Source organism: Aeromicrobium sp. P5_D10, assembly GCF_054049535.1.
In genome coordinates this window covers 273,527-291,998 of sequence record NZ_JBFUME010000003.1, presented here as the reverse complement: position 1 = coordinate 291,998, position 18,472 = coordinate 273,527, and the positions used below count along the sequence as shown (strand labels likewise).

Here is an 18,472-nt window from a genome sequence, read left to right as displayed (position 1 = left end):
GTCAAGTACGAGAACTACTGTTCACAACTGTGAACAGTATCGGATCGAAAGGGCAGCACAAAGCGACCCCCGGGCGCGTGCGCTCGGGGGTCGTAAGTAGCTGGTAGGGCTAGGCGGTCAGCCTTCTCGGGCGACGCTCACCATGTCTTCGCGGGGGACGACTTTGATGCGGGTGCGGCCAGCCGCCTCGCCGAGGGCGAGTTCGTGGGCGTCGAGTTTCTCCCAGCCTTGCCAAGTGGTGTATTCGATTCCGCGTCCGTCGAGGTAGGCATCGACGTCTTCGCGGGCCGGGTTGGCGGGTGCCACGAGTTTGTCGAGGTCCTCGGTCAGGAGGCGGATGGTTTCGGCGGCGTCGGACTTGGTGTGGCCGATCAGGCCGACGGGTCCGCGTTTGATCCAGCCGGTGACGTACGCGCCCGGCAGTGGGGTGCCGTCGATCTCGATGACTCGTCCGCCGTCGTTGGGGACGGTGGCGGTGTTGTTGTCGAAGGGGATACCGGCCAGATTGTCGGATCGGTAACCGACGGCCCGGTAGACCGCCTGCACAGGCCAGTCTTTGAACTCGCCGGTGCCGCGGGCATTGCCCGTGCCGTCGAGTTCGGTGACCTCGGTGCGCAGGCCGACGACGCGGCCGTCCTCGCCGAGGATCTCGACGGGGTTCTGGCAGAAGTGGATGTGGATCCGGTGCGCGGCGCCGGTGGGCTCTTTGGCCAAGTAGTTCTGCAGGACGTCGACGACGAGCTTGACCGACTTGGAGCCGCGGATCGCGTCCATGGACCCTTCGTCGAGTTCGAACCCTTCGGGGTGCACGATGACGTCGACGTTGGGGGAGTGGGACAGTTCACGCAGTTCCATAGGGGTGAACTTGACCTGCGCGGGCCCACGCCGGGCGAAGACGTGCACGTCCTTGGCCGCATTGGCCTTGAGTCCGTCGTAGACGTTCTGCGGGATTTCGGTGACCAGCTGCTCGTCGGCGGTTTTGGCCAGCATGCGGGCGACGTCGAGGCCGACATTGCCGACGCCGAGCACGGCAACGGATTCGGCGTGGGGCTCGAAGGCCCAGTCGCGGGGGACGTCAGGGTGGCCGTCGTACCAGTAGACGAAGTCTGCGGCGCCGAAGGAGCCTTTGAGTTCGATGCCGGGGATGTTCAGATCACGGTCGGCGCGGGCGCCGGTCGCGAAGATCACGGCGTCATAGAACTGCTGCAGATGATCGAGCTTGAGATCGGCGCCGTAGTTGACGTTGCCGAAGAACCGGATGTCGTCATTGGACAGCACCCGTTTGAGGGCTTTGATGATCTCTTTGATCCGGGGGTGATCGGGGGCGACGCCGTAGCGGATCAGACCGAACGGGGTGGGGTCGCGATCGAGGATGTCGATCGTCGCATCAACGTCGTCGGACTTGCTGAGGATGTCGGCGGCGTAAATGCCTGCCGGCCCGGCGCCGATGACGGCGACTCGCAACTGCCTGCTCATGCACGGCTCCTGGGAAGGCTGAGAAAGGGAAGATCCTGTGGAAGAAAGACCACTTGTCTTAGGTAAGCCTAAAAGCATGCACCAAGCAGATGAAATCCGTCTTGCGATGCGAACGCCAATGATGTGGCGTGGGTCACGCTAAGGCTCTAGTCTCGTGCGGGGGGCCTACACAAGGAGAGCCATGGGCCTGATCTCGCCAACTTTGCCCGACGTCGACATCGACGAATGGCGAGCGCTACCGCGCGCAGAGCGCACCAAGATCCTCGTCAAGCACTGGGCTCTTCATGGCTTCGGGACGCCGTATGCGATCTACGTTCTGTATGCGGTCAAGATCGGCCTCTATGTCCTCGGCGGATTGTTGTTCGCGGCCTCGACCCCCGGGCTCGGTGGGCTGGGCGATCTGACGGACTGGTGGACCGCGCCGGTCGTGTTCCAGAAGGTCATCGTGTGGACTCTGCTGTTCGAGGTGCTCGGCTTCGGGTGTGGTTTCGGACCGCTGACGATGCGATTCCTGCCGCCGATCGGCACCTTCTTGTACTGGCTGCGGCCCGGCACGATCCGGCTTCCGCCCTGGCCCGAGCGGGTGCCCGGCACGAGTGGCTCACGTCGGAGCCTGCTGGACGTCGTGTTGTACGTTGCGGTGCTGACGTCGGCGGTATTCGTGTTGTTGTCCCCGGCCGACCGGGATCCGCTCATGATCGAGCCGGTGCGCTTCCTGCCACTACTGATCGTCCTCCCGCTGCTGGGACTGCGTGACAAGACGATCTTCTTGGCGGCTCGGGCCGAGCACTACTGGGTAACCGGGATCGTGCTGATGTTCCCGTTCGTCGACATGATCCTGGCGGCGAAGCTCATCATGATCGCCTTGTGGTGGGGTGCTGCGACATCGAAGGTCAATCGGCACTTCCCATTCGTGGTGGCGACGATGATCAGCAATGCGCCGCTCGTCCCAGTTGCGATCAAGCGACGACTTTGGCGGGACGCCGAGAACGACGTTCGACCGTCACGGTTGGCTGATGCCGCAGCGCACGGAGGCACTGTGATCGAGTACGCCGTGCCGCTACTGCTGTTGTTGTCTTCCGGAGGCACCGTCAGCAGAGTGCTCGTGGTCGTGATGGTCGTGTTCCACATCCACATCATCTCCACGATTCCGATGGGCGTGCCGTTGGAATGGAACGTCATGATGGCGTTCGGGACGATGTTCCTTTTCGGTCACTACTCCGATGTCGGACTCGGCGATGCGGACAATCCGCTGCTGGTCTACGGCCTTCTCGCATTGGTGGTCGCGGTCGTGATCTGGGGCAATCTGCGTCCGGCGCAGGTGTCATTCTTGCCGGCTATGCGGTACTACGCGGGCAACTGGCCGACTTCGGTCTGGCTCTTCGGTGAGGGTGCCGAACAGTGCTTTCACGACTCGGTCGTCAAGGCTGCGCCGCTGCCGCACCGTCAGCTCGCCAAGCTCTATCCGCCCGAAGTCGTCGACCTGATGATCGGCAAGCTCGGTGCGTGGCGCGGGCTGCATACGCACGGACGGGCGATGGCCGGGTTGTATCCGCACGCCGCCGACGATCATGAATCGCGATTCATCATGGACGGTGAGATGGTGGCCGGATCGGCGCTCGGTTGGAATTTCGGCGACGGGCACCTGCATCATGAGGGGCTCGTCGCGGCTGTGCAGGAGCGATGCTCGTTCGCTCCCGGGGAGCTCCGGGTCATCATGTTCGAGTCGCAGCCGATCGGTCACCCGGTTCAGGCTTATCGAATAGTCGACGCTGCGACGGGCACGATCGAGACGGGCGAGGTCGATGTCGCCGAGATGCTCAGCCGCCAGCCGTGGGACGGCGACCTCCCGTTCCGGGTCACGTCAGTCGTAGCTGAACGGAACTGATCTGCGACGGCATTCCTCGGCCAAGGCGGCGGTCAGGAGTTGATAGTCCTTGGGCAGAAAGGCCACGAGTTCGGGGGACATTGATCCGGACCAGCGGTCCGGTGATGTCGTGGTGAAGTGTGGATAGGTGCTGAAGCCGCCCGTGATACTCAACATGAGCTGCGCCAAGCTATCGCCCCGCTCAAGAGTGATCGAGGCGATGTCGGTCCACGGAGTCTCGAAGACGGTCTTCGTGCCGACGCGCACGCCGATGAACGTGTCGGAACTGACAAGTGCGCGACGGGTGTCACGTGCCCACCACATGACGACACGGAAGATGACTGCCGCGACCGCCACGGCGCAAATCGCCAAGAGTCTGCCTTTTGTGCTGCCGACGAAGAACGTCAGTAGGAATCCGAAAAGGAGGGGCGGCAGCACAAGTACCGGAAAGCAAACCAGGAAAGACGAGATCGGGCGCGTGGGCGTCCAAAGCGTAGTCGTGTGTTCGGTGGGGCTGGAGGCCATCCGTGGAGGGTACTAGCCAGAGGTTGGCTATTGGCGCAGTACGGGTGGTGGTCTTGAGGTGTAGGTGTGGCCGGTGGGGGTGCGCCAGCGGGTGATTTTTCCGTTGCCGGTGACTTGCCAGCCGGGTAAGTGCTTCAGCGTGTGGGATCTTTTGCAGAGTCCTTGGGCGTTGTTGGCGGTGGATTCTCCACCGAACTGGTGGTCGAGGATGTGGTCGGCGTCGCGAATCTTCAGGTCGCAGCCGGGTTGTCTGCAGGTTTTGTCGCGGGTGCGGATGTAGGACTTGGTGGTGGGGGTGAAGAACCGTCGTCGGGGTTCACGCACCACAAGACTTCCGTCGACGGGGTCGGTCAGCAGCCTGCGGATGGTGGTGGTTTTGGCGCGGGCGATGAGGTCTTCGGCCACGTCGGGGGCGATGGGTCCGTAGCCGTCGAGATCGACGGGATTGTCGCCGTCACCGAATAGGGTCTGAGCGTCCATGACGAGGTTGACTTCTACCGACACTTCATCGGCATGCGCCAGACCAGTGACGCGTTCGACGAGGGTTTGGACCATAATCTGGCCGCGGGTGCGTGGGTCGCCGGTCGATCTGAGCCCGGTGGCCCAGTCGTCGAGTGTTTTGTGGACGGCGAGGAGCTGTTCGGCGGGTCCGCGGATGATGAGGGTGGCGACTCCGTCGGTTTCGGGGCACAGTGTGACGCGTTGGTCGGCGCGGTTGCGTTCGGCGCGGACTCTGGCGGCTTCGGCGTCGATCGCGATGACGACTCGGGCGGCAGCGTGTTTGGCGGCGGTGGTGGTCAGGCCGGGGAGTTTGGTGGCGAGTTCGTGATCGGCCAAGGGGAAGTGGTCGACTGACAGTGACGCTGTTTCGGTGGCGACCGCGCGGGCGGTGGCTTCGCTGATGACACCGGTGCGGAACAGGTCGAACACCTGCGGCATATGCGCCATGGCGATGGCGAGTTGGACTTGGGAGGATGCGGCACCGGGTCCGATGTTGCGGGCCATGGCTATTTCGCCGATGACTGACAGGGTCGGGTCCCCGTGGCCCAAACCCATCACGGCGGCGCGTTCGCGGTGTAGCTCGATGATCTGGGCGATCTGTTCGGCCTGAGCGGCCCGGACCGCACGATCCAGTGACTTGATTGCTTCGATCCGGGTGTGGCCGTGTTCGTGGGTGGGGAGGTTGTCGAAATCGAACGCGCGTAGGTGACCCAGCAGGTCGGTGGTCGCGACGTCCTCGAACATGATTCCACGCTACGACCGACCTCAGACACCCGATTTCACTGCAACCCCAGTTATCCACAGTGCGCGGACTAGGTTGAACACATGACTTCTGCGGTTGTCGTGGGCTCTGGTCCCAATGGCCTGTCGGCCGCCGTCGTGCTGGCACGCGCGGGTATCGACGTGACGGTGCTCGAAGCCGAGAACGAGATCGGCGGGGGTACGCGATCAGCAGAGCTCAATGTCCCGGGCGTTCTCCATGACATCTGCTCCGCCACTCATCCGACCGGTGTCGCGTCGCCGTTCTTCCGGAGTCTCGGCCTGGAGCAGTATGGGCTCGAATGGCTGTGGCCCGAGATCGACGCCGTTCATCCGCTCGACGGCGGACGAGCGGGTGTCCTGTTCCGTGATCTAGACCGTACGGCCGATCAGCTCGGTGAGGACGGCGAGGCCTGGAGACGCCTCTTCGCGCCGCTCGTCAAGCGCGGAGACGACCTCATCGGTGAGCTGTTCGGGCCGATCCTGCACATTCCCCGGCATCCGATACTGCTGGCGGGGTTCGGCATACGGGCCATGCAACCGGCATCCTGGATCGCGCGACGCTGGAAGACCGATGAGGCGCGGGCGCTGTTCGCGGGCCTCGCCTCACACGCGATGCATCCGCTCGACCGACCGACAACAGGTGGCCTCGGACTCATGTTCGCCGTGACGAGTCACGCCTACGGATGGCCGGTCGCCAAGGGCGGATCGATCGCGATCGCGAAGGCTCTGGCCGCAGACCTCGAACACCATGGCGGCCGTATCGAGACGGGCCACCGGGTCACTGAACTGCCGCAGGCCGACATCGTCATGTTCGACACGTCACCGACGGCCGTCCTGCAGATCGTCGGGGACCGGCTTCCGGGCCGGGTCCGCCGACCGCTGCGCAAGTGGCGGAACGGGCCGGGCTCGTTCAAGGTCGACTTCGCTGTCGAGGGAGGCGTCCCGTGGGCCAACGAGCATGCACGCCGGGCCGGCACGGTTCATCTCGGCGGCACGTTCGAACAGGTCAACGCGGCTGAACGAGAGGCACACGCCGGACGGATGCCCGCACGGCCGTTCGTCCTGGTCTGTCAGCAGTACTTGGCCGATCCCGGACGTTCTGCCGGAGATATCCATCCCATCTGGTCCTATGCGCACGTGCCGGCCGGCTACACAGGCGATGCGACCGAGGCGATCATCGGGCAGATCGAGCGGTTCGCGCCGGGCTTCCGTGACCGGATCATCGCCCGGACGATCTCGACCCCTGCCGACCTCGAGGCCCACAACGCCAACTACGTGGGGGGCGACATCGGCGGTGGCGCGAATGATCCATGGCAGCTGGTGATGCGGCCACGCGTGTCCACGAATCCCTACTCGTTGGGAGTCAAAGGTCTGTATCTGTGCTCGGCGTCGACCCCGCCAGGCGGCGGGGTGCACGGGATGGGCGGCTTCAACGCAGCGAGCGCAGCTGTGGCCGACCTGTGAGAATAGGGCGATCGGAACCTGTTTCCACCACGCGGCGTTCTATTAGTTGAACCTTCATTCTTTCCATGAATCCAGGAGTCACCGATGAACCTGCCAGCCCACAAGAAGATGCTTTCCGCCGCAGCTGCGGCATCCGTCCTGCTGCTGACCGCGGCATGCGGCAGCAGCGACTCCGATCCGGCCGCCGCCGATCCGACCACATCGGCGCCCGCGGCAACGGACGCAACGACTGAGGCGCCTGGCTCAGCTGCCGCTGACGTCAAGGACGGCGAATACACCGCGCAGGGCGACTACGTCAGCCCCGCTGGACCGTCCCACGTCGAAGTCGACCTGACGATCGCCGACGGCAAGATCTCCGCCGTCACCGTGACACCCGAGGCGACCAACGGCACGTCGAAGCAGTTCCAGACACAATTCGCCGGAGGAGTGGCGGACGAGGTCGTCGGCAAGGGGCTCGACGAGATCAGCGTCTCCAAGGTCGCCGGGTCATCGCTGACCAGCGGCGGATTCAATGACGCGATCGAGAAGATCAAGGCCGAAGCGCAGGCCTGACGTGCACGCGTGGCAGTTCGAGGCGATCGGCACCGCGTGGCAGATCGACACGCGTGAACCGCTGGCTGAGGACGTGCAGGGTGCCGTGCTCGATCGCATCGAAGAGTTCGATCAGATCTGGTCCAGGTTTCGCGCCGACTCGCTCGTGACCCAGATGTCGCAGCGCGGCGGGACGTGGGCGATGCCCGACGAGGCCGAGATGCTGCTCAGCTTCTACGCGGAACTGCACGATGCGACGGGCGGGGCGGTCAATCCGGCCGTCGGTCAGACGTTGGCCGACCTGGGGTACGACGCGAACTATTCGCTGGCGCCGATCGCTGAACCCACCGTTTCTGGGTATGCCAGCACGTTGTCGCTCGACTTCGGTGTGAGCGCGATGAATGAACTGACCACTGTCGAACCCGTGTTGCTCGACGTCGGCGCCGCGGGCAAGGGGCTCCTGGTCGACCTGCTTGAGGGCATCGTCGGACAGGTGACGCATCAGTTCACGATCGACGCCAGCGGGGATATGTACCACAACGGAACCGCGCCGATACGGGTTGCGCTTGAGCATCCGCTGGATCCCACGAAGGCAATTGGAGTCGCCGAGATCGAGCCGGAAGATGCTCTCTGCGCCTCGGCGACCAACCGGCGCGCGTGGGGCGATGGACTGCACCATGTGATCGACGCGCGCACGGGCCGACCCACTGAAGACGTGATTGCCACCTGGGTCGTGGTGCCGCAGTCGTGCATGCGCGCCGACGGCCTGGCCACGGCGCACTTCTTCGCCGAACCGGACGAACTCATGTCGCGGTTCCAGCACGAATTCGTCCGTATGCACGCCGATGGCCGCGTCGAGTGGTCGCCGAACTTTCCCGGAGAGCTATTCGTATGAGGACTGCCGCATGAACACTGTGAGAGACGTACTCGACCGCCAGCTCGGCCGCATCACGATGTACCGGCTCGTGACGATCGTGCTGTCCCTTCTAGCCCTGGTCATGGTGGTCTACACCGCTGCTGGGACGTTCAAGGAGCCGTTCACGGTCGAGGGCGAACTCATCACGCTGCTCGTTCTGCTCGCCGCCTCGTACGCCAGCAACCGGGTTCTCGGCCTGATCTGGCGGATCGCGCCACACACCGAGTCGTCGATCATCACCGCATTGTTGCTGTTCTTCCTGTTCTGGCCGTCGACCGATGCGGCCGACCTCGCCTGGTTGGCCACGGCGGCCGTGCTTGCCAATGCCTCGAAGTACGTCCTCGCCTGGCGCGGTCGGCATATCTTCAATCCGGCGGCGGCCGGTGCGGTGCTGGTCGTGGTCGCGCAGGACCTGGTCGGCCGAGACACGTTGATCAACGCGACGTGGTGGATCGCTGCCGAGAAGCTGCTGCCCTTCGTCGCGGTAGCGGCACTGCTCGTCCTCTGGCGCACCAGGAGACTCGACGTCGGCCTGATCTTCGTCGCCGTGGGCGCAGTTTTCACGATCGTCGCGCTCAACGACTTGGGCGGCGGCTCGCTGATCGACATCATCAAGGTCACGGTCTACTCGTACCCCTTGGTGTTCATCGCCGGGTTCATGGTGACCGAGCCCCTCACGCTGCCGCCGCGACGCTGGCAGCAGCGGGCCGTCGCGGCCGTCACCGGATTCGTCGTCGCCTGGCCGCTGTTCGCGACAGTGGTGGGAGTCGATCCGATCAGAGTCGGCGTCGTGGCCGTCACTCCCGAACTCTCGCTACTTGTCGGCAACCTGGTCGCTTTCGCCTTCGCCCGTCGTCGGGGGCTGACGTTCGAGCTCGAGGAGACCAAGCAACTGACCCCCGAGACCTATGAGCTCACCTTCCGCCCGAAGAGGCCGGTCAGTTTCACCCCCGGCCAGTACATCGAACTGTCCCTGCCGCATCCGGGCACCGACAGTCGCGGGAGTCGTCGCACGTTCAGCATCAGCTCGGCCCCGAGCGCCGACGGGACCGTCTCGTTCGCCTTGCGAGTGCCCGAGAACTCCTCGAGCTTCAAGCGGGCGCTGTTGGCCCTGCGACCGGGTCAGCGATTGCACGGCACCGGGGTCGGCGGCGATTTTGTCCTGCCGGCCGACCCGGCGGTTCCGGTGCTCCTCGTGGCCGGTGGCATCGGCATCACCCCATTCCTGAGTCAGCTGAGACATGAGGCAGGTAGGGACGCCGTACTGATCTATGGGGCTGCGTCGCCAGATGAAGTGCCGTTCGTGCAAGAGCTGGCCGGCGCCCGGGTCGTCCTGGTGTGCCCGGTTCGTCCCGACGTGTTGCCCGACGGTTGGATGCACGTCGAAGCGCCGTTCCTGTCGGCCGAGATCATCGCCGGGGCAGTTCCGGATATCGGCGACCGGAAGGCCTACGTGTCCGGTCCGCCGGCGATGGTCAATGCGGTACGAGCCGACCTTGCCTCGGCCTGCCGCTCGGTGCGAACGGACTATTTCACCGGCTACTGACAAGGTCGATGCGCCGGTTGCAGGAATAAACCGTTGCGCTTCGAAGGGCGCGAGAGAGCGCGATGGCGTATCGTCGGGTGTGCGAAGGGCCTGTCCTAGACGGATCCATCGCCACCACCCGGTAGGAATCTCGATCTGACGATGCCTGCGCGAGCGGCTGAGGTCCTCAGGGAGAGGGCATGGTCGCAACCCATTGCCGCTCCGTGGCAAGACACCGAACGCACCAGCGACCTCTGGCTTCTGGAACAGCCCGCTGACATGTGCGCCGAGGCGCCGGCTCTGCTCGCCGGGTGGCTCTTCCAGGTCACCGGTGACCGTGGGCTCACATCCGTCAGATCGCCAGAAGGTTCACCATGACCAATAGTCATCCCCGTTCAACCGTCCTATCCTCGTCGCAGCGGCGCCCCGCCCTCGTCGCGGCAGGCGCCGCCACCTTGGCAGGCAGCCTCGTCGCCCTCGGCATCTCGTTCGCCAGCTTGGCCCATGCCGCGGCCCCGACGATCAACCTCGGCGCAGCCGAGCAGTTCGCCGTGCTGGGTGCCAGCACCGTCACCAACAGCGGCGGCACCACCACCATCCGCACTGACGACGCCGACGTGCTCGGCGATGTCGGCGTCTTCTCAGGCACCGAGATCACCGGTATCGCCGACTTCGTATGGGAGCCGCCGGCCGGCGGCTCCATCGCCACGACCCAGGAGTCGCAGGCCGCGCAGACCGCCAACCTGGCGGCCTACCTCCAAGCTGCGGCGCAGACACCTTCGGGCAGCAACCTGACCCAGCTCGACGGGGTCGACCTGTTGCCGGGCGTGTACCGGGCGTCGTCGACGCTCAACCTCGCCGGCAACGGGACCGTGACCCTGGATGCCCAGGGGGATCCCGACGCAGAGTTCGTCATCCAGGTCGGTTCGTCGCTCACGATGGAGGTTGGCAGCACTGTCGAGCTCGTCGGGGGCGCGCAGGCCTGTCACGTGTTCTGGCAGGTGGAGGAGGACGCTGACATCAAGGCGGGCTCGACGTTCGTCGGCACCGTGCTGGCCGAGAACTCCATCAGCGCCGGCACTGGTGCGACGTTTGAGGGACGGCTGCTCGCCCAAGTCGGTGCCGTGACGCTCCTCAACAACACGTTCACGATGCCGGGCTGCTCGCCGCCGGTGGTTGCCGATGATGCTGCCGACGACGACGGTACTGTCGCGGACGCGGACGCCGATGCCGACGGCTCTGACGCCGACGCGGACAGCTCTGACGCGGATGCCGGCGCGGACGCCGATGCCGACGGCGGCTCTGATGCAGACACCGACGCCGACGCCGACAGCGACGGCGACACTGTCGCGGACGGAACGGATACCGACACCGACGCTGATACAGATGGTGGCACGGTCACGAACGCCGATACGGACTCCGGCACTGACGCTGATGCGACGAGCACGTCGCAGGATCTCCCCGGTGCGGGAGGCCCGGCGGGCTTCTGGGCTCCGCTGGGTGCACTGATGGCGATGATCGGTGTCACGCTGCTCGTCATGAGCCGACGTCCGAGAGGTCTGCACCGCAGCTGATCACGCTCAGCGAGCGCAGCGCACAGAAAACTGAAGTTGACAGGAATAGACTCAACTTTTTGTACGCTGTCCTATGTAAGAGGTTTTACAAAGGAGAGCATTCATGGATCTTGCGAAGTTCACGACCCGTAGCCAGCAGGCGCTCGGTGCGGCGATGTCGGCGGCCGCTGCCGCAGGCAATCCTGCGGTGGAGCCTGCCCATGTGCTTCGTGCGCTTCTGGAGCAGGACGGCGGCACGGCCGCGCCGTTGATCCAGGCGGCCGGCGTCGATCCACAGGCGATCGACGCCGGGCTGAAGTCGGCCATTGCGGGGATCCCGAGCGCATCGGGTGCCAGTGTTCAGAACCCGGCATTCAGTCGGTCGAGCCATGAGGTGCTGCAACGGGCGCAGGATCTCGCCGACAAGCTCGGCGACGATTTTGTCTCGACCGAGCACCTCGTCGTGGGTGTGGCCACCGTGACCTCGCCGGCGCAGGCCGTGCTGGTCGAGGCCGGCGCCACCGCAGATGCGCTCGAAGCGGCTTTCGCGGCGGTGCGTGGCACCTCACGGGTCACGAGCGCGAACGCCGAAGACACCTATCAGTCACTGGAGAAGTTCGGCGTCGACCTCACGGAAGTCGCCCGAGAGGGAAAGCTCGACCCGGTCATCGGTCGCGACAGCGAGATCCGCCGGGTCGTGCAGGTGCTGAGCCGTCGAACCAAGAACAATCCGGTCCTGATCGGTGAACCCGGCGTCGGCAAGACCGCCGTGGTCGAAGGGCTCGCGCAGCGCATCGTCGCCGGCGACGTCCCGGAGTCCTTGAAGGGGCGCCGACTCATCTCGCTCGACCTCGCAGCGATGGTCGCGGGCGCGAAGTATCGCGGCGAGTTCGAGGAGCGTCTGAAGGCCGTCCTGACCGAGATCAAGGAATCGGACGGTCAGATCATCACGTTCATCGATGAGCTGCACACCGTGGTCGGCGCAGGTGCCGGCGGTGACAGTGCGATGGATGCCGGAAATATGCTCAAGCCGATGTTGGCCCGCGGCGAGCTGCGCATGATCGGCGCCACGACGCTCGACGAGTACCGCGAGCGGATTGAGAAGGATCCAGCCCTGGAGCGCCGCTTCCAGCAGGTCTTCGTGGGCGAGCCCTCGCCCGAGGACACCATCGCGATCCTGCGTGGTTTGAAGGAGCGCTACTCCGCGCACCACGGGGTCCGCATCTCAGACGCGGCGCTGGTCGCTGCTGCGACACTGTCGGACCGCTACATTCCGGGCCGCCAGCTGCCCGACAAGGCGATCGACCTGATCGACGAAGCTGGCAGTCGACTGCGCATGGAGATCGACTCCAGTCCCATCGAGATCGATGAACTGCGCCGCGCGGTCGACCGGTTGTTGATGGAGGAACTGCACCTCAGCAAGGAATCCGACGAGGCCAGCATCGAGCGGCTCGCCAAGTTGCGCGTCGAGCTGGCCGACAAGCAGGAGACCCTGCGGGCGCTCGAGACTCGGTGGGAGCGCGAGAAGGAATCGCTCAACGCGGTCGGTGAGATCACCAAGCGCATCGACGAGGTCCGTAGCGCCGCCGAGCGCGCGCAACGCGAAGGCGACATGGAACAGGCCAGTCGCCTGCTGTACTCCGAGATCCCGGCCATGGAGCGCCAGCTCGCTGACGCCCAAGCGGCAGAGGCCGACCGGCCCGAGGACGCCATGGTGCACGAGGAGGTCGGCGCCGACGACATCGCCGAGGTCGTCGCGGCCTGGACGGGCATCCCCACGGGACGTCTGCTCGAAGGTGAGACCGGCAAGTTGCTGCGTATGGAGGACGAGCTGGGCAAGCGGCTGATCGGACAGAAGGCCGCCGTCACGGCGGTGTCCGATGCGGTGCGCCGCTCGCGGGCCGGCATCTCCGACCCCGATCGACCGACCGGATCGTTCCTGTTCCTCGGTCCGACGGGCGTCGGAAAGACCGAGCTGGCCAAGACTCTGGCGGAATTCCTGTTCGACGACGAGCGGGCCATCATCCGCATCGATATGAGCGAATACTCCGAGAAGCATTCGGTCAGTCGTCTCGTGGGCGCGCCTCCCGGATATGTCGGATACGACGAGGGCGGTCAGCTGACCGAGGCGGTCCGCCGCCGTCCCTACTCGGTCGTTCTGCTCGACGAGGTCGAGAAGGCGCACCCCGAGGTCTTCGACATCTTGCTGCAAGTGCTCGATGACGGACGTCTGACCGATGGTCAGGGACGGACGGTCGACTTCCGCAATGTCATCTTGGTGTTGACGTCCAACCTGGGTTCGAGGTTCCTGACCGACGACTCGCTCGACGATGCTGCCAAGAAGGCCGCGGTCATGGATGTCGTGAAGATGTCGTTCAAGCCCGAGTTCCTCAACCGTCTTGACGAGATCGTCACCTTCGACGCCCTCGGCACCGAGGAACTCGCGCACATCGTGGACCTGCAGATCCAGGCTCTCGGCAAGCGGCTTGCATCTCGTCGCATCACGCTCGAGGTCACGCCGGCCGCTAGGGAGTGGCTCGCCTTGACCGGCTGGGACCCGGCCTACGGTGCACGTCCACTGCGCCGACTGGTGCAGCAGGCCATCGGCGATCGCCTGGCGCGGTCGCTGCTGGCCGGGGAAGTCCGTGACGGCCAGACCGTCGTGGTCGACAAGGCGGCAGACGCCGACGAGCTCTCGGTCGTCCCAGTGTGACCTGATCGGCGTCTCGCCTTTTAAGACAGAACGTCATCAAATCGTTTTCCTGAGGGCAGCCTAACTATGGTTAGGCTGCCCTCAGTCGTGGGCATTGCCTGAATGTGTGAAAGGTCCCCTGATGAGTTCTGTCCACACCGCGCCCGACGCGCGGCGGTCCTGGAGGAGGCGGGCGTCCGCACTGCTTGCCTCCTCGTCCTTGTTGCTGACCGGATTGGTCGTGGGTTCTTCCACGTCGCCGGCGTCTGCCGAGGAGGTGACGATCAGCGACGGCACAGTCACCTGGGGGGTGCGGACCAGCTGGCGGAACTACGCCGGGCCGGGTGAGTTGTCCGACGGCCTGACCGTCAACGCCAAAGGTGAGTTCCAGTGGAAGGTCGAGTCGGGCACGTACGACAACGAGACCCGACGACTCGAGTTGCAGACATCCGGCTCGGTCCACTGGAGCCTGCACGAAGGCGCGCTCGACCTCACGCTGAGCGATCTACTCCTCGTGGTCGACGGCGACGAGCCGCAGATCCTCGCCGACGTCCAGTCCAAGTCAGAGTCGACCGGCGAGATGATCGACTACGGAGTCGTCGCGCTGACAGACATCGACCTGGCCAGCGGTGACGTCGAGGTCGCCGACGGTACGTCCACGTGGTCGCCGCTCGACACGCGACTGACCCAAGAAGGCGTACGGATCTTCTCCGGCAACTACGGCAGCGGTGCGCTGTTCGACCCGGTCTCGGCGGTCTATGCCGGTCCCGGCGGGAAGCCGGAGACGACCGCAGAGTCGTTCGCGCCGCCCGGCTCACTCGGCCTCAGCCCGGACAAGGCCGTCACGAACGTCTTGGCGAGCGTGGTCACCAACGTTCCTGACGTGGCGCGTGGTGTCGTCCACCTCGGGACCAACTCGCAACTGCAGGCGTACGACGCCGAAACCCTGGCACCGATCGGATCGCCCAGCTCCCCGGCCTTCTACGGCTCGTGGAACTCCTACCCGGCCCCGGTGCTGCACGCGGGTTCAGGCGCGATCGTCGGCAACTCCGGCAACCGGGTCATCGCCCGCACCTGGAATCCCGAGGCCAAAACCTATGAGACGGATGAGCTGCTGACCGGTCTTGTCGGGCAGGTCGCGTACGACCGGTTCGCCGATCGGGTCATCGCGCTCACCGCGAACCAGCTGCACGTTTTCACGGTCGCCGACGGCGAGTGGAGCACGACCTCGTACCCGTTGTCGACGAACCTGCAGATCAGTCGTCCCGGCATCGCCGTCGACGAGCTCGGCACTGTCGTCGTTGCCGAAGCCGGACGTGCACCCAAGCTCATCAAGGTCACGGGCAGCAACGCCGTCGTCAGCGATCTGCCTGGCGACTACACCAACCCGCAGGCGCAGCAAGAGGCATTCCAGTACCCGACTGAGGCCGTCGCGGTCGCAGACGGAGGATTCCGGCTCACCAACTACCAGGGCCGGATCTATGACGTGGCCGTGAGCGACGGCGCCTACAACCGGGTCGGGCCGATTCAGGACACGGGTCTCAGCCAGGTCCTGCGTTCGTCGTACGACATCTCGACCGACACCTGGTATCTCTCGGACTGGGGCTCGTTCAAGATCGTCGCGGTGCGCGGAGCGCATCAGGGAGAGCTGACCGTCAAGGCGCTCGCGTACTCGGTGCTCGAGGCGTTGCCGGTGGCCGGTGACGGCGGCAAGCTGTACGCCGTGGCGCAGCGCATGGGCGCCGACGAGGCCGACTTCGGCTTCCTGTCATGGGACCAGAGCGGCATCTCGCCGACCATCACGAAGCAGCCGGCGACGCCCAAGGTCAGCCTCGGCGTCGGCGACGTGTCGAAGACGGCGGTCCTCACGGCAGCGGCGACAGCCGACCCGAGTCCCACGGTCCAGTGGCAGTCCCGGCCCGTCGGCAGCACATCGGCGAAGGCCTGGACCGAGATCGCGGGGGAGACCTCGCCCAGTGTGACTGTCACGCTGAGCGAGGCTGACAACGGCCGGCAGTACCGCGCGCTGTTCAGTAACGCCGCTGGCCAGATCGCCACAGAGGCAGTCGTCGCCGAAGTCCAGACAGCACCAGCGATCGTCTTCCAGCCCGAGAGCGCCGATGTGACTGAGGGCGACGATGCGCAGTTCCTGGTCATGCCCAAGGGCAATCCCTATCCGAGCATCACGTGGCAGCGGCGAGTCGGCGGCTACTGGCAGGATCTCAGCGACGATGACGACAACTTCGTGATCGACGGCGGCACGCTGACCGTCAAGGACAGCAACGCCGACCAGAGTGGCTCGGTGTTCCGGGCCCGGCTGCGCAACGACACTGCCACGATCTACTCCCGCACCGTCACGTTGTCGGTCGCCGAACCGTCCGACGCCAAGCGTGACGTAGCCTCCGGCGATCTGGCCTGGGGTGTCAAGGAGTCGTTCCGCAAGTACATCGGCGGACCGATCGCGCACGGGACGACGACTGTGGCCGGCGGTGCGAGCGTCGCCGACGACGGCACGTTCAGGTTCCCGGTCGACTCCGGCTCGTACGATCCGAAGACCGGATCCCTTGAGGTCGAGTACGACGGATCGGTCCACTTCACGGGTCACGCGGGTGCTCTCGACCTGAAGATCTCCGATCCGCGGCTCGAGATCACCGGAGACAGCGGCGTGCTCGTGGCCGATGTCGTCTCCAAGAGCCTCGACTCGACCGAGCTGACGACGTACGACGACGTCGAGCTCGCCGCGCTTGACGCGAAGGATGCGCTGACAGCTGGCACAGACACGCTGCGACTGGCGGGAGTCGGTGCGAAGCTCACCGAGGCGGGCGCCCCGGCCTTTGCCGGCTTCTATCCGGCCGGCTCCGAGCTCGACGAACTGGGCGCTCAATTGGCCCTGGGTCAGGAGAACGGCGACCCGGTTGCCTCGAAGACCCAGGTCACGATGGGGCGGTCGAGCTACACGTACGGGCGTCTGTCGTCCGCGACCGTGCAGGTCGCGGCTCCGGGTGCCCAGGTGGCCGGCAAGGTCAAGGTCGCCGTCGGTGGCAAGACCGCGTCGGGGACGCTGAGCAACGGTCGGACCACCGTGAAGCTGCCCTCGGGCCTGCGTCCCGGCACCTATGTGGTGTCCGCGACGTACCCGGGTTCTGCAGGTGTGGCGGCGTCCAGTGCGAAGGGGAGCCTGCGGGTCGTCAAGGCGTCCGCGAGGATCACGGTCCGTGCCAAGGATGCGACGATAACCCGCAAGACCCGTCCCAGGCTGATCGTGAAGGGGTCGCTGACCTCGGCGACCTCGGCGTACCGGCCGGCAGGGCAGCTCGTGATCCGTGACGGCGGGCGCATCCTCAAGACGGCGACGCTCAAGGTCGGACACCGGGGCAAGCTGACGATCAAGCTGCCCAAGCTCATGAAGGGCACGCACTATCTGCGGGTGAGCCTGGCGTCGGGTGCGCTGCACGGCTCGGCGACGAGTCCGTACATCAAGGTCAAGGTGCGGTAGCGGTTCTGTACTGAGAGGGCAGGAGGCGGCGGCGAGGCCGTCTCCTGCCCGCCCGGGTGCCGACTTGCCCTCGCATGATGGGATGGGCGCATGACTGCGACGACGCCCAAGCGTCCGCCGATGCTCACTGCGACCTGCCTGTACCTGGGTCTGTTCGCTTTGATCCAGGCGATCAGCGCGGTCGATCTGGTGACCACCTGGAACGGTGAGAACGGGGCCGACCGGGTCTCGGCGATCCTCAAAGCACTGCGTGAGAGTGGCGCGAGCGCCAGCGGCGCGGAGTCTGGATACAAGGTCTTCCTGACAGTCCTCGCGGTGCTTGCCGCGGCCGGTGTGGTCTTCGCGATCTACACCGCGCGCGGCGACCGCGCCAGCCGGATCGGCCTCACGGTCGTGATGATCCTGGTCGGTCTGAGCTTCTTCTTCGGTGCCACGGGTGGCTCGTTCTTCGACATCCTGCTCGGAGCGATGTCCGTCGCATTCACGACCCGGTTGTGGCGCGGCGAGGCCAAGACCTGGTTCCGCAGACTCAACGGCGAGGAGATCGAGCCCGAGCGCGCAGCGGTGCCCGTCGCGGCGGCGTCGAGTCCGCCGATGCCGGCGGCTCAGCAGTCGGCTGCGCCCCAGCCGCCATTTCAGCCTCAGCCGCCCTATCAACCCCAGCCACCGAGTCTCGTCGGTGGCCGTGAAGTGCTGCCCAAGCCGGTCCGCATCGCCACCTGGACGACGTTCATCGGCTCGGTCGCCGTGGCCGCGATGTCTGCGCTGGCCCTGTTGGTGCTCGGCCTGGTCGGTGCTGACGACTACCAACGTCTCCTGCGCGAGAGCTCTCTTGGTCGAAGCCTGCTCGATGACATGTCGACCGACTTCGAACAGCTGTACCGCACATCGATGGTGATCTTCGGGATGTGTCTGGCGCTGTCCCTGGGCGGTCTGACCGCCTCGACCCTGGTGCTGGTCAGGCGGCGTTCTGGCGATGTCTTCCTGTTCGTGATGGCAGCCGTCACGGTCGTGGCGTCGATCCTGTTGGTCCCGATGGGGATTCCGTTCACGGCTGCCGCGATCGTCGTTTTGATCCAGCTGCGCAAGCCTGAGGCGCGACGCTGGTTTGTCAAGACATAGATGTCCGCTGGAGGGGGGAGCGAAGTGCGCCCACTGCACGCC

At 65.4% G+C, this 18,472-nt stretch carries 12 protein-coding genes; 9 read left to right on the top strand and 3 right to left on the bottom strand.

What is annotated here, in order from left to right; genetic code table 11:
- Positions 1–117: 117 nt before the first annotated feature.
- On the bottom strand, positions 118–1,476 hold the full coding sequence (locus tag ACXJKC_RS06475; RefSeq protein WP_456695866.1) for an FAD-dependent oxidoreductase: 1,359 nt from the start codon (positions 1,474–1,476) through the stop codon (positions 118–120).
- Between the two features lie 181 nt (positions 1,477–1,657).
- Here ACXJKC_RS06475 and ACXJKC_RS06470 point away from each other — a divergent pair, with 181 nt between their 5' ends.
- Positions 1,658–3,364 (top strand): DUF3556 domain-containing protein, encoded by a 1,707-nt coding sequence (locus ACXJKC_RS06470; protein WP_456695865.1) that lies wholly within the window; start codon positions 1,658–1,660, stop codon positions 3,362–3,364.
- On the opposite strand, the gene ACXJKC_RS06465 is transcribed toward ACXJKC_RS06470, so the two are convergent.
- Both ACXJKC_RS06465 and ACXJKC_RS06460 read right to left on the bottom strand, forming a co-directional pair.
- Entirely contained in the window at positions 3,341–3,715 is a 375-nt protein-coding gene (locus tag ACXJKC_RS06465) for a hypothetical protein (protein WP_456695864.1), read from the bottom strand. The two genes, ACXJKC_RS06470 and ACXJKC_RS06465, sit on opposite strands and share 24 nt — an antisense overlap.
- Before the next feature lie 180 nt (positions 3,716–3,895).
- The gene (locus ACXJKC_RS06460; protein WP_456695863.1) at positions 3,896–5,113 is read right to left on the bottom strand and encodes a DUF222 domain-containing protein; all 1,218 of its coding nucleotides are present in this window, start codon (positions 5,111–5,113) and stop codon (positions 3,896–3,898) included.
- Positions 5,114–5,194: 81 nt separating this feature from the next.
- Between ACXJKC_RS06460 and ACXJKC_RS06455 the strand changes: the two genes are divergently transcribed.
- The 8 genes from ACXJKC_RS06455 (at position 5,195) to ACXJKC_RS06420 (ending at position 18,430) form a co-directional block, all read left to right on the top strand.
- A complete protein-coding gene (locus tag ACXJKC_RS06455) occupies positions 5,195–6,595 on the top strand; it encodes a phytoene desaturase family protein (protein ID WP_456695862.1) in 1,401 nt (466 codons plus the stop codon).
- 84 nt (positions 6,596–6,679) lie between these two features.
- Positions 6,680–7,147, top strand: a complete 468-nt coding sequence (locus ACXJKC_RS06450; RefSeq protein ID WP_456695861.1) for an FMN-binding protein — start codon at positions 6,680–6,682, stop codon at positions 7,145–7,147.
- A gap of 1 nt (position 7,148) precedes the next feature.
- Complete coding sequence (locus tag ACXJKC_RS06445) at positions 7,149–8,021, top strand: FAD:protein FMN transferase (protein ID WP_456695860.1); 873 nt, start codon at positions 7,149–7,151, stop codon at positions 8,019–8,021.
- Between the two features lie 10 nt (positions 8,022–8,031).
- Positions 8,032–9,588 carry an FAD-dependent oxidoreductase gene (locus ACXJKC_RS06440; RefSeq protein ID WP_456695859.1) on the top strand — a complete coding sequence of 519 codons (1,557 nt, stop codon included), beginning with the start codon at positions 8,032–8,034 and terminating at the stop codon, positions 9,586–9,588.
- Between the two features lie 353 nt (positions 9,589–9,941).
- Positions 9,942–11,141, top strand: a complete 1,200-nt coding sequence (locus tag ACXJKC_RS06435) for an ice-binding family protein (protein WP_456695858.1) — start codon at positions 9,942–9,944, stop codon at positions 11,139–11,141.
- Positions 11,142–11,244: 103 nt separating this feature from the next.
- A complete protein-coding gene (gene clpB / locus ACXJKC_RS06430) occupies positions 11,245–13,833 on the top strand; it encodes an ATP-dependent chaperone ClpB (protein WP_456695857.1) in 2,589 nt (862 codons plus the stop codon).
- A 121-nt stretch (positions 13,834–13,954) separates the two neighbouring features.
- Positions 13,955–17,308, top strand: coding sequence for an HtaA domain-containing protein (locus ACXJKC_RS06425; RefSeq protein WP_456695856.1), 3,354 nt, complete (start codon positions 13,955–13,957; stop codon positions 17,306–17,308).
- Between the two features lie 90 nt (positions 17,309–17,398).
- Positions 17,399–18,430: a hypothetical protein gene (locus ACXJKC_RS06420; RefSeq protein WP_456695855.1), complete on the top strand. Its 1,032-nt coding sequence runs from the start codon at positions 17,399–17,401 to the stop codon at positions 18,428–18,430.
- The last annotated feature ends 42 nt before the right edge of the window (positions 18,431–18,472 follow it).

Bases quoted from the DNA above. Each gene is read 5' to 3' on its own strand.
- ACXJKC_RS06475 (WP_456695866.1), bottom strand. From the start codon at position 1,476: ATGAGCAGGCAGTTGCGAGTCGCCGTCATCGGCGCCGGGCCGGCAGGC.
- ACXJKC_RS06470 (WP_456695865.1), top strand. From the start codon at position 1,658: ATGGGCCTGATCTCGCCAACTTTGCCCGACGTCGACATCGACGAATGG.
- ACXJKC_RS06460 (WP_456695863.1), bottom strand. From the start codon at position 5,113: ATGTTCGAGGACGTCGCGACCACCGACCTGCTGGGTCACCTACGCGCG.
- ACXJKC_RS06455 (WP_456695862.1), top strand. From the start codon at position 5,195: ATGACTTCTGCGGTTGTCGTGGGCTCTGGTCCCAATGGCCTGTCGGCC.
- ACXJKC_RS06450 (WP_456695861.1), top strand. From the start codon at position 6,680: ATGAACCTGCCAGCCCACAAGAAGATGCTTTCCGCCGCAGCTGCGGCA.
- ACXJKC_RS06440 (WP_456695859.1), top strand. From the start codon at position 8,032: ATGAACACTGTGAGAGACGTACTCGACCGCCAGCTCGGCCGCATCACG.
- ACXJKC_RS06435 (WP_456695858.1), top strand. From the start codon at position 9,942: ATGACCAATAGTCATCCCCGTTCAACCGTCCTATCCTCGTCGCAGCGG.
- clpB (WP_456695857.1), top strand. From the start codon at position 11,245: ATGGATCTTGCGAAGTTCACGACCCGTAGCCAGCAGGCGCTCGGTGCG.
- ACXJKC_RS06425 (WP_456695856.1), top strand. From the start codon at position 13,955: ATGAGTTCTGTCCACACCGCGCCCGACGCGCGGCGGTCCTGGAGGAGG.
- ACXJKC_RS06420 (WP_456695855.1), top strand. From the start codon at position 17,399: ATGACTGCGACGACGCCCAAGCGTCCGCCGATGCTCACTGCGACCTGC.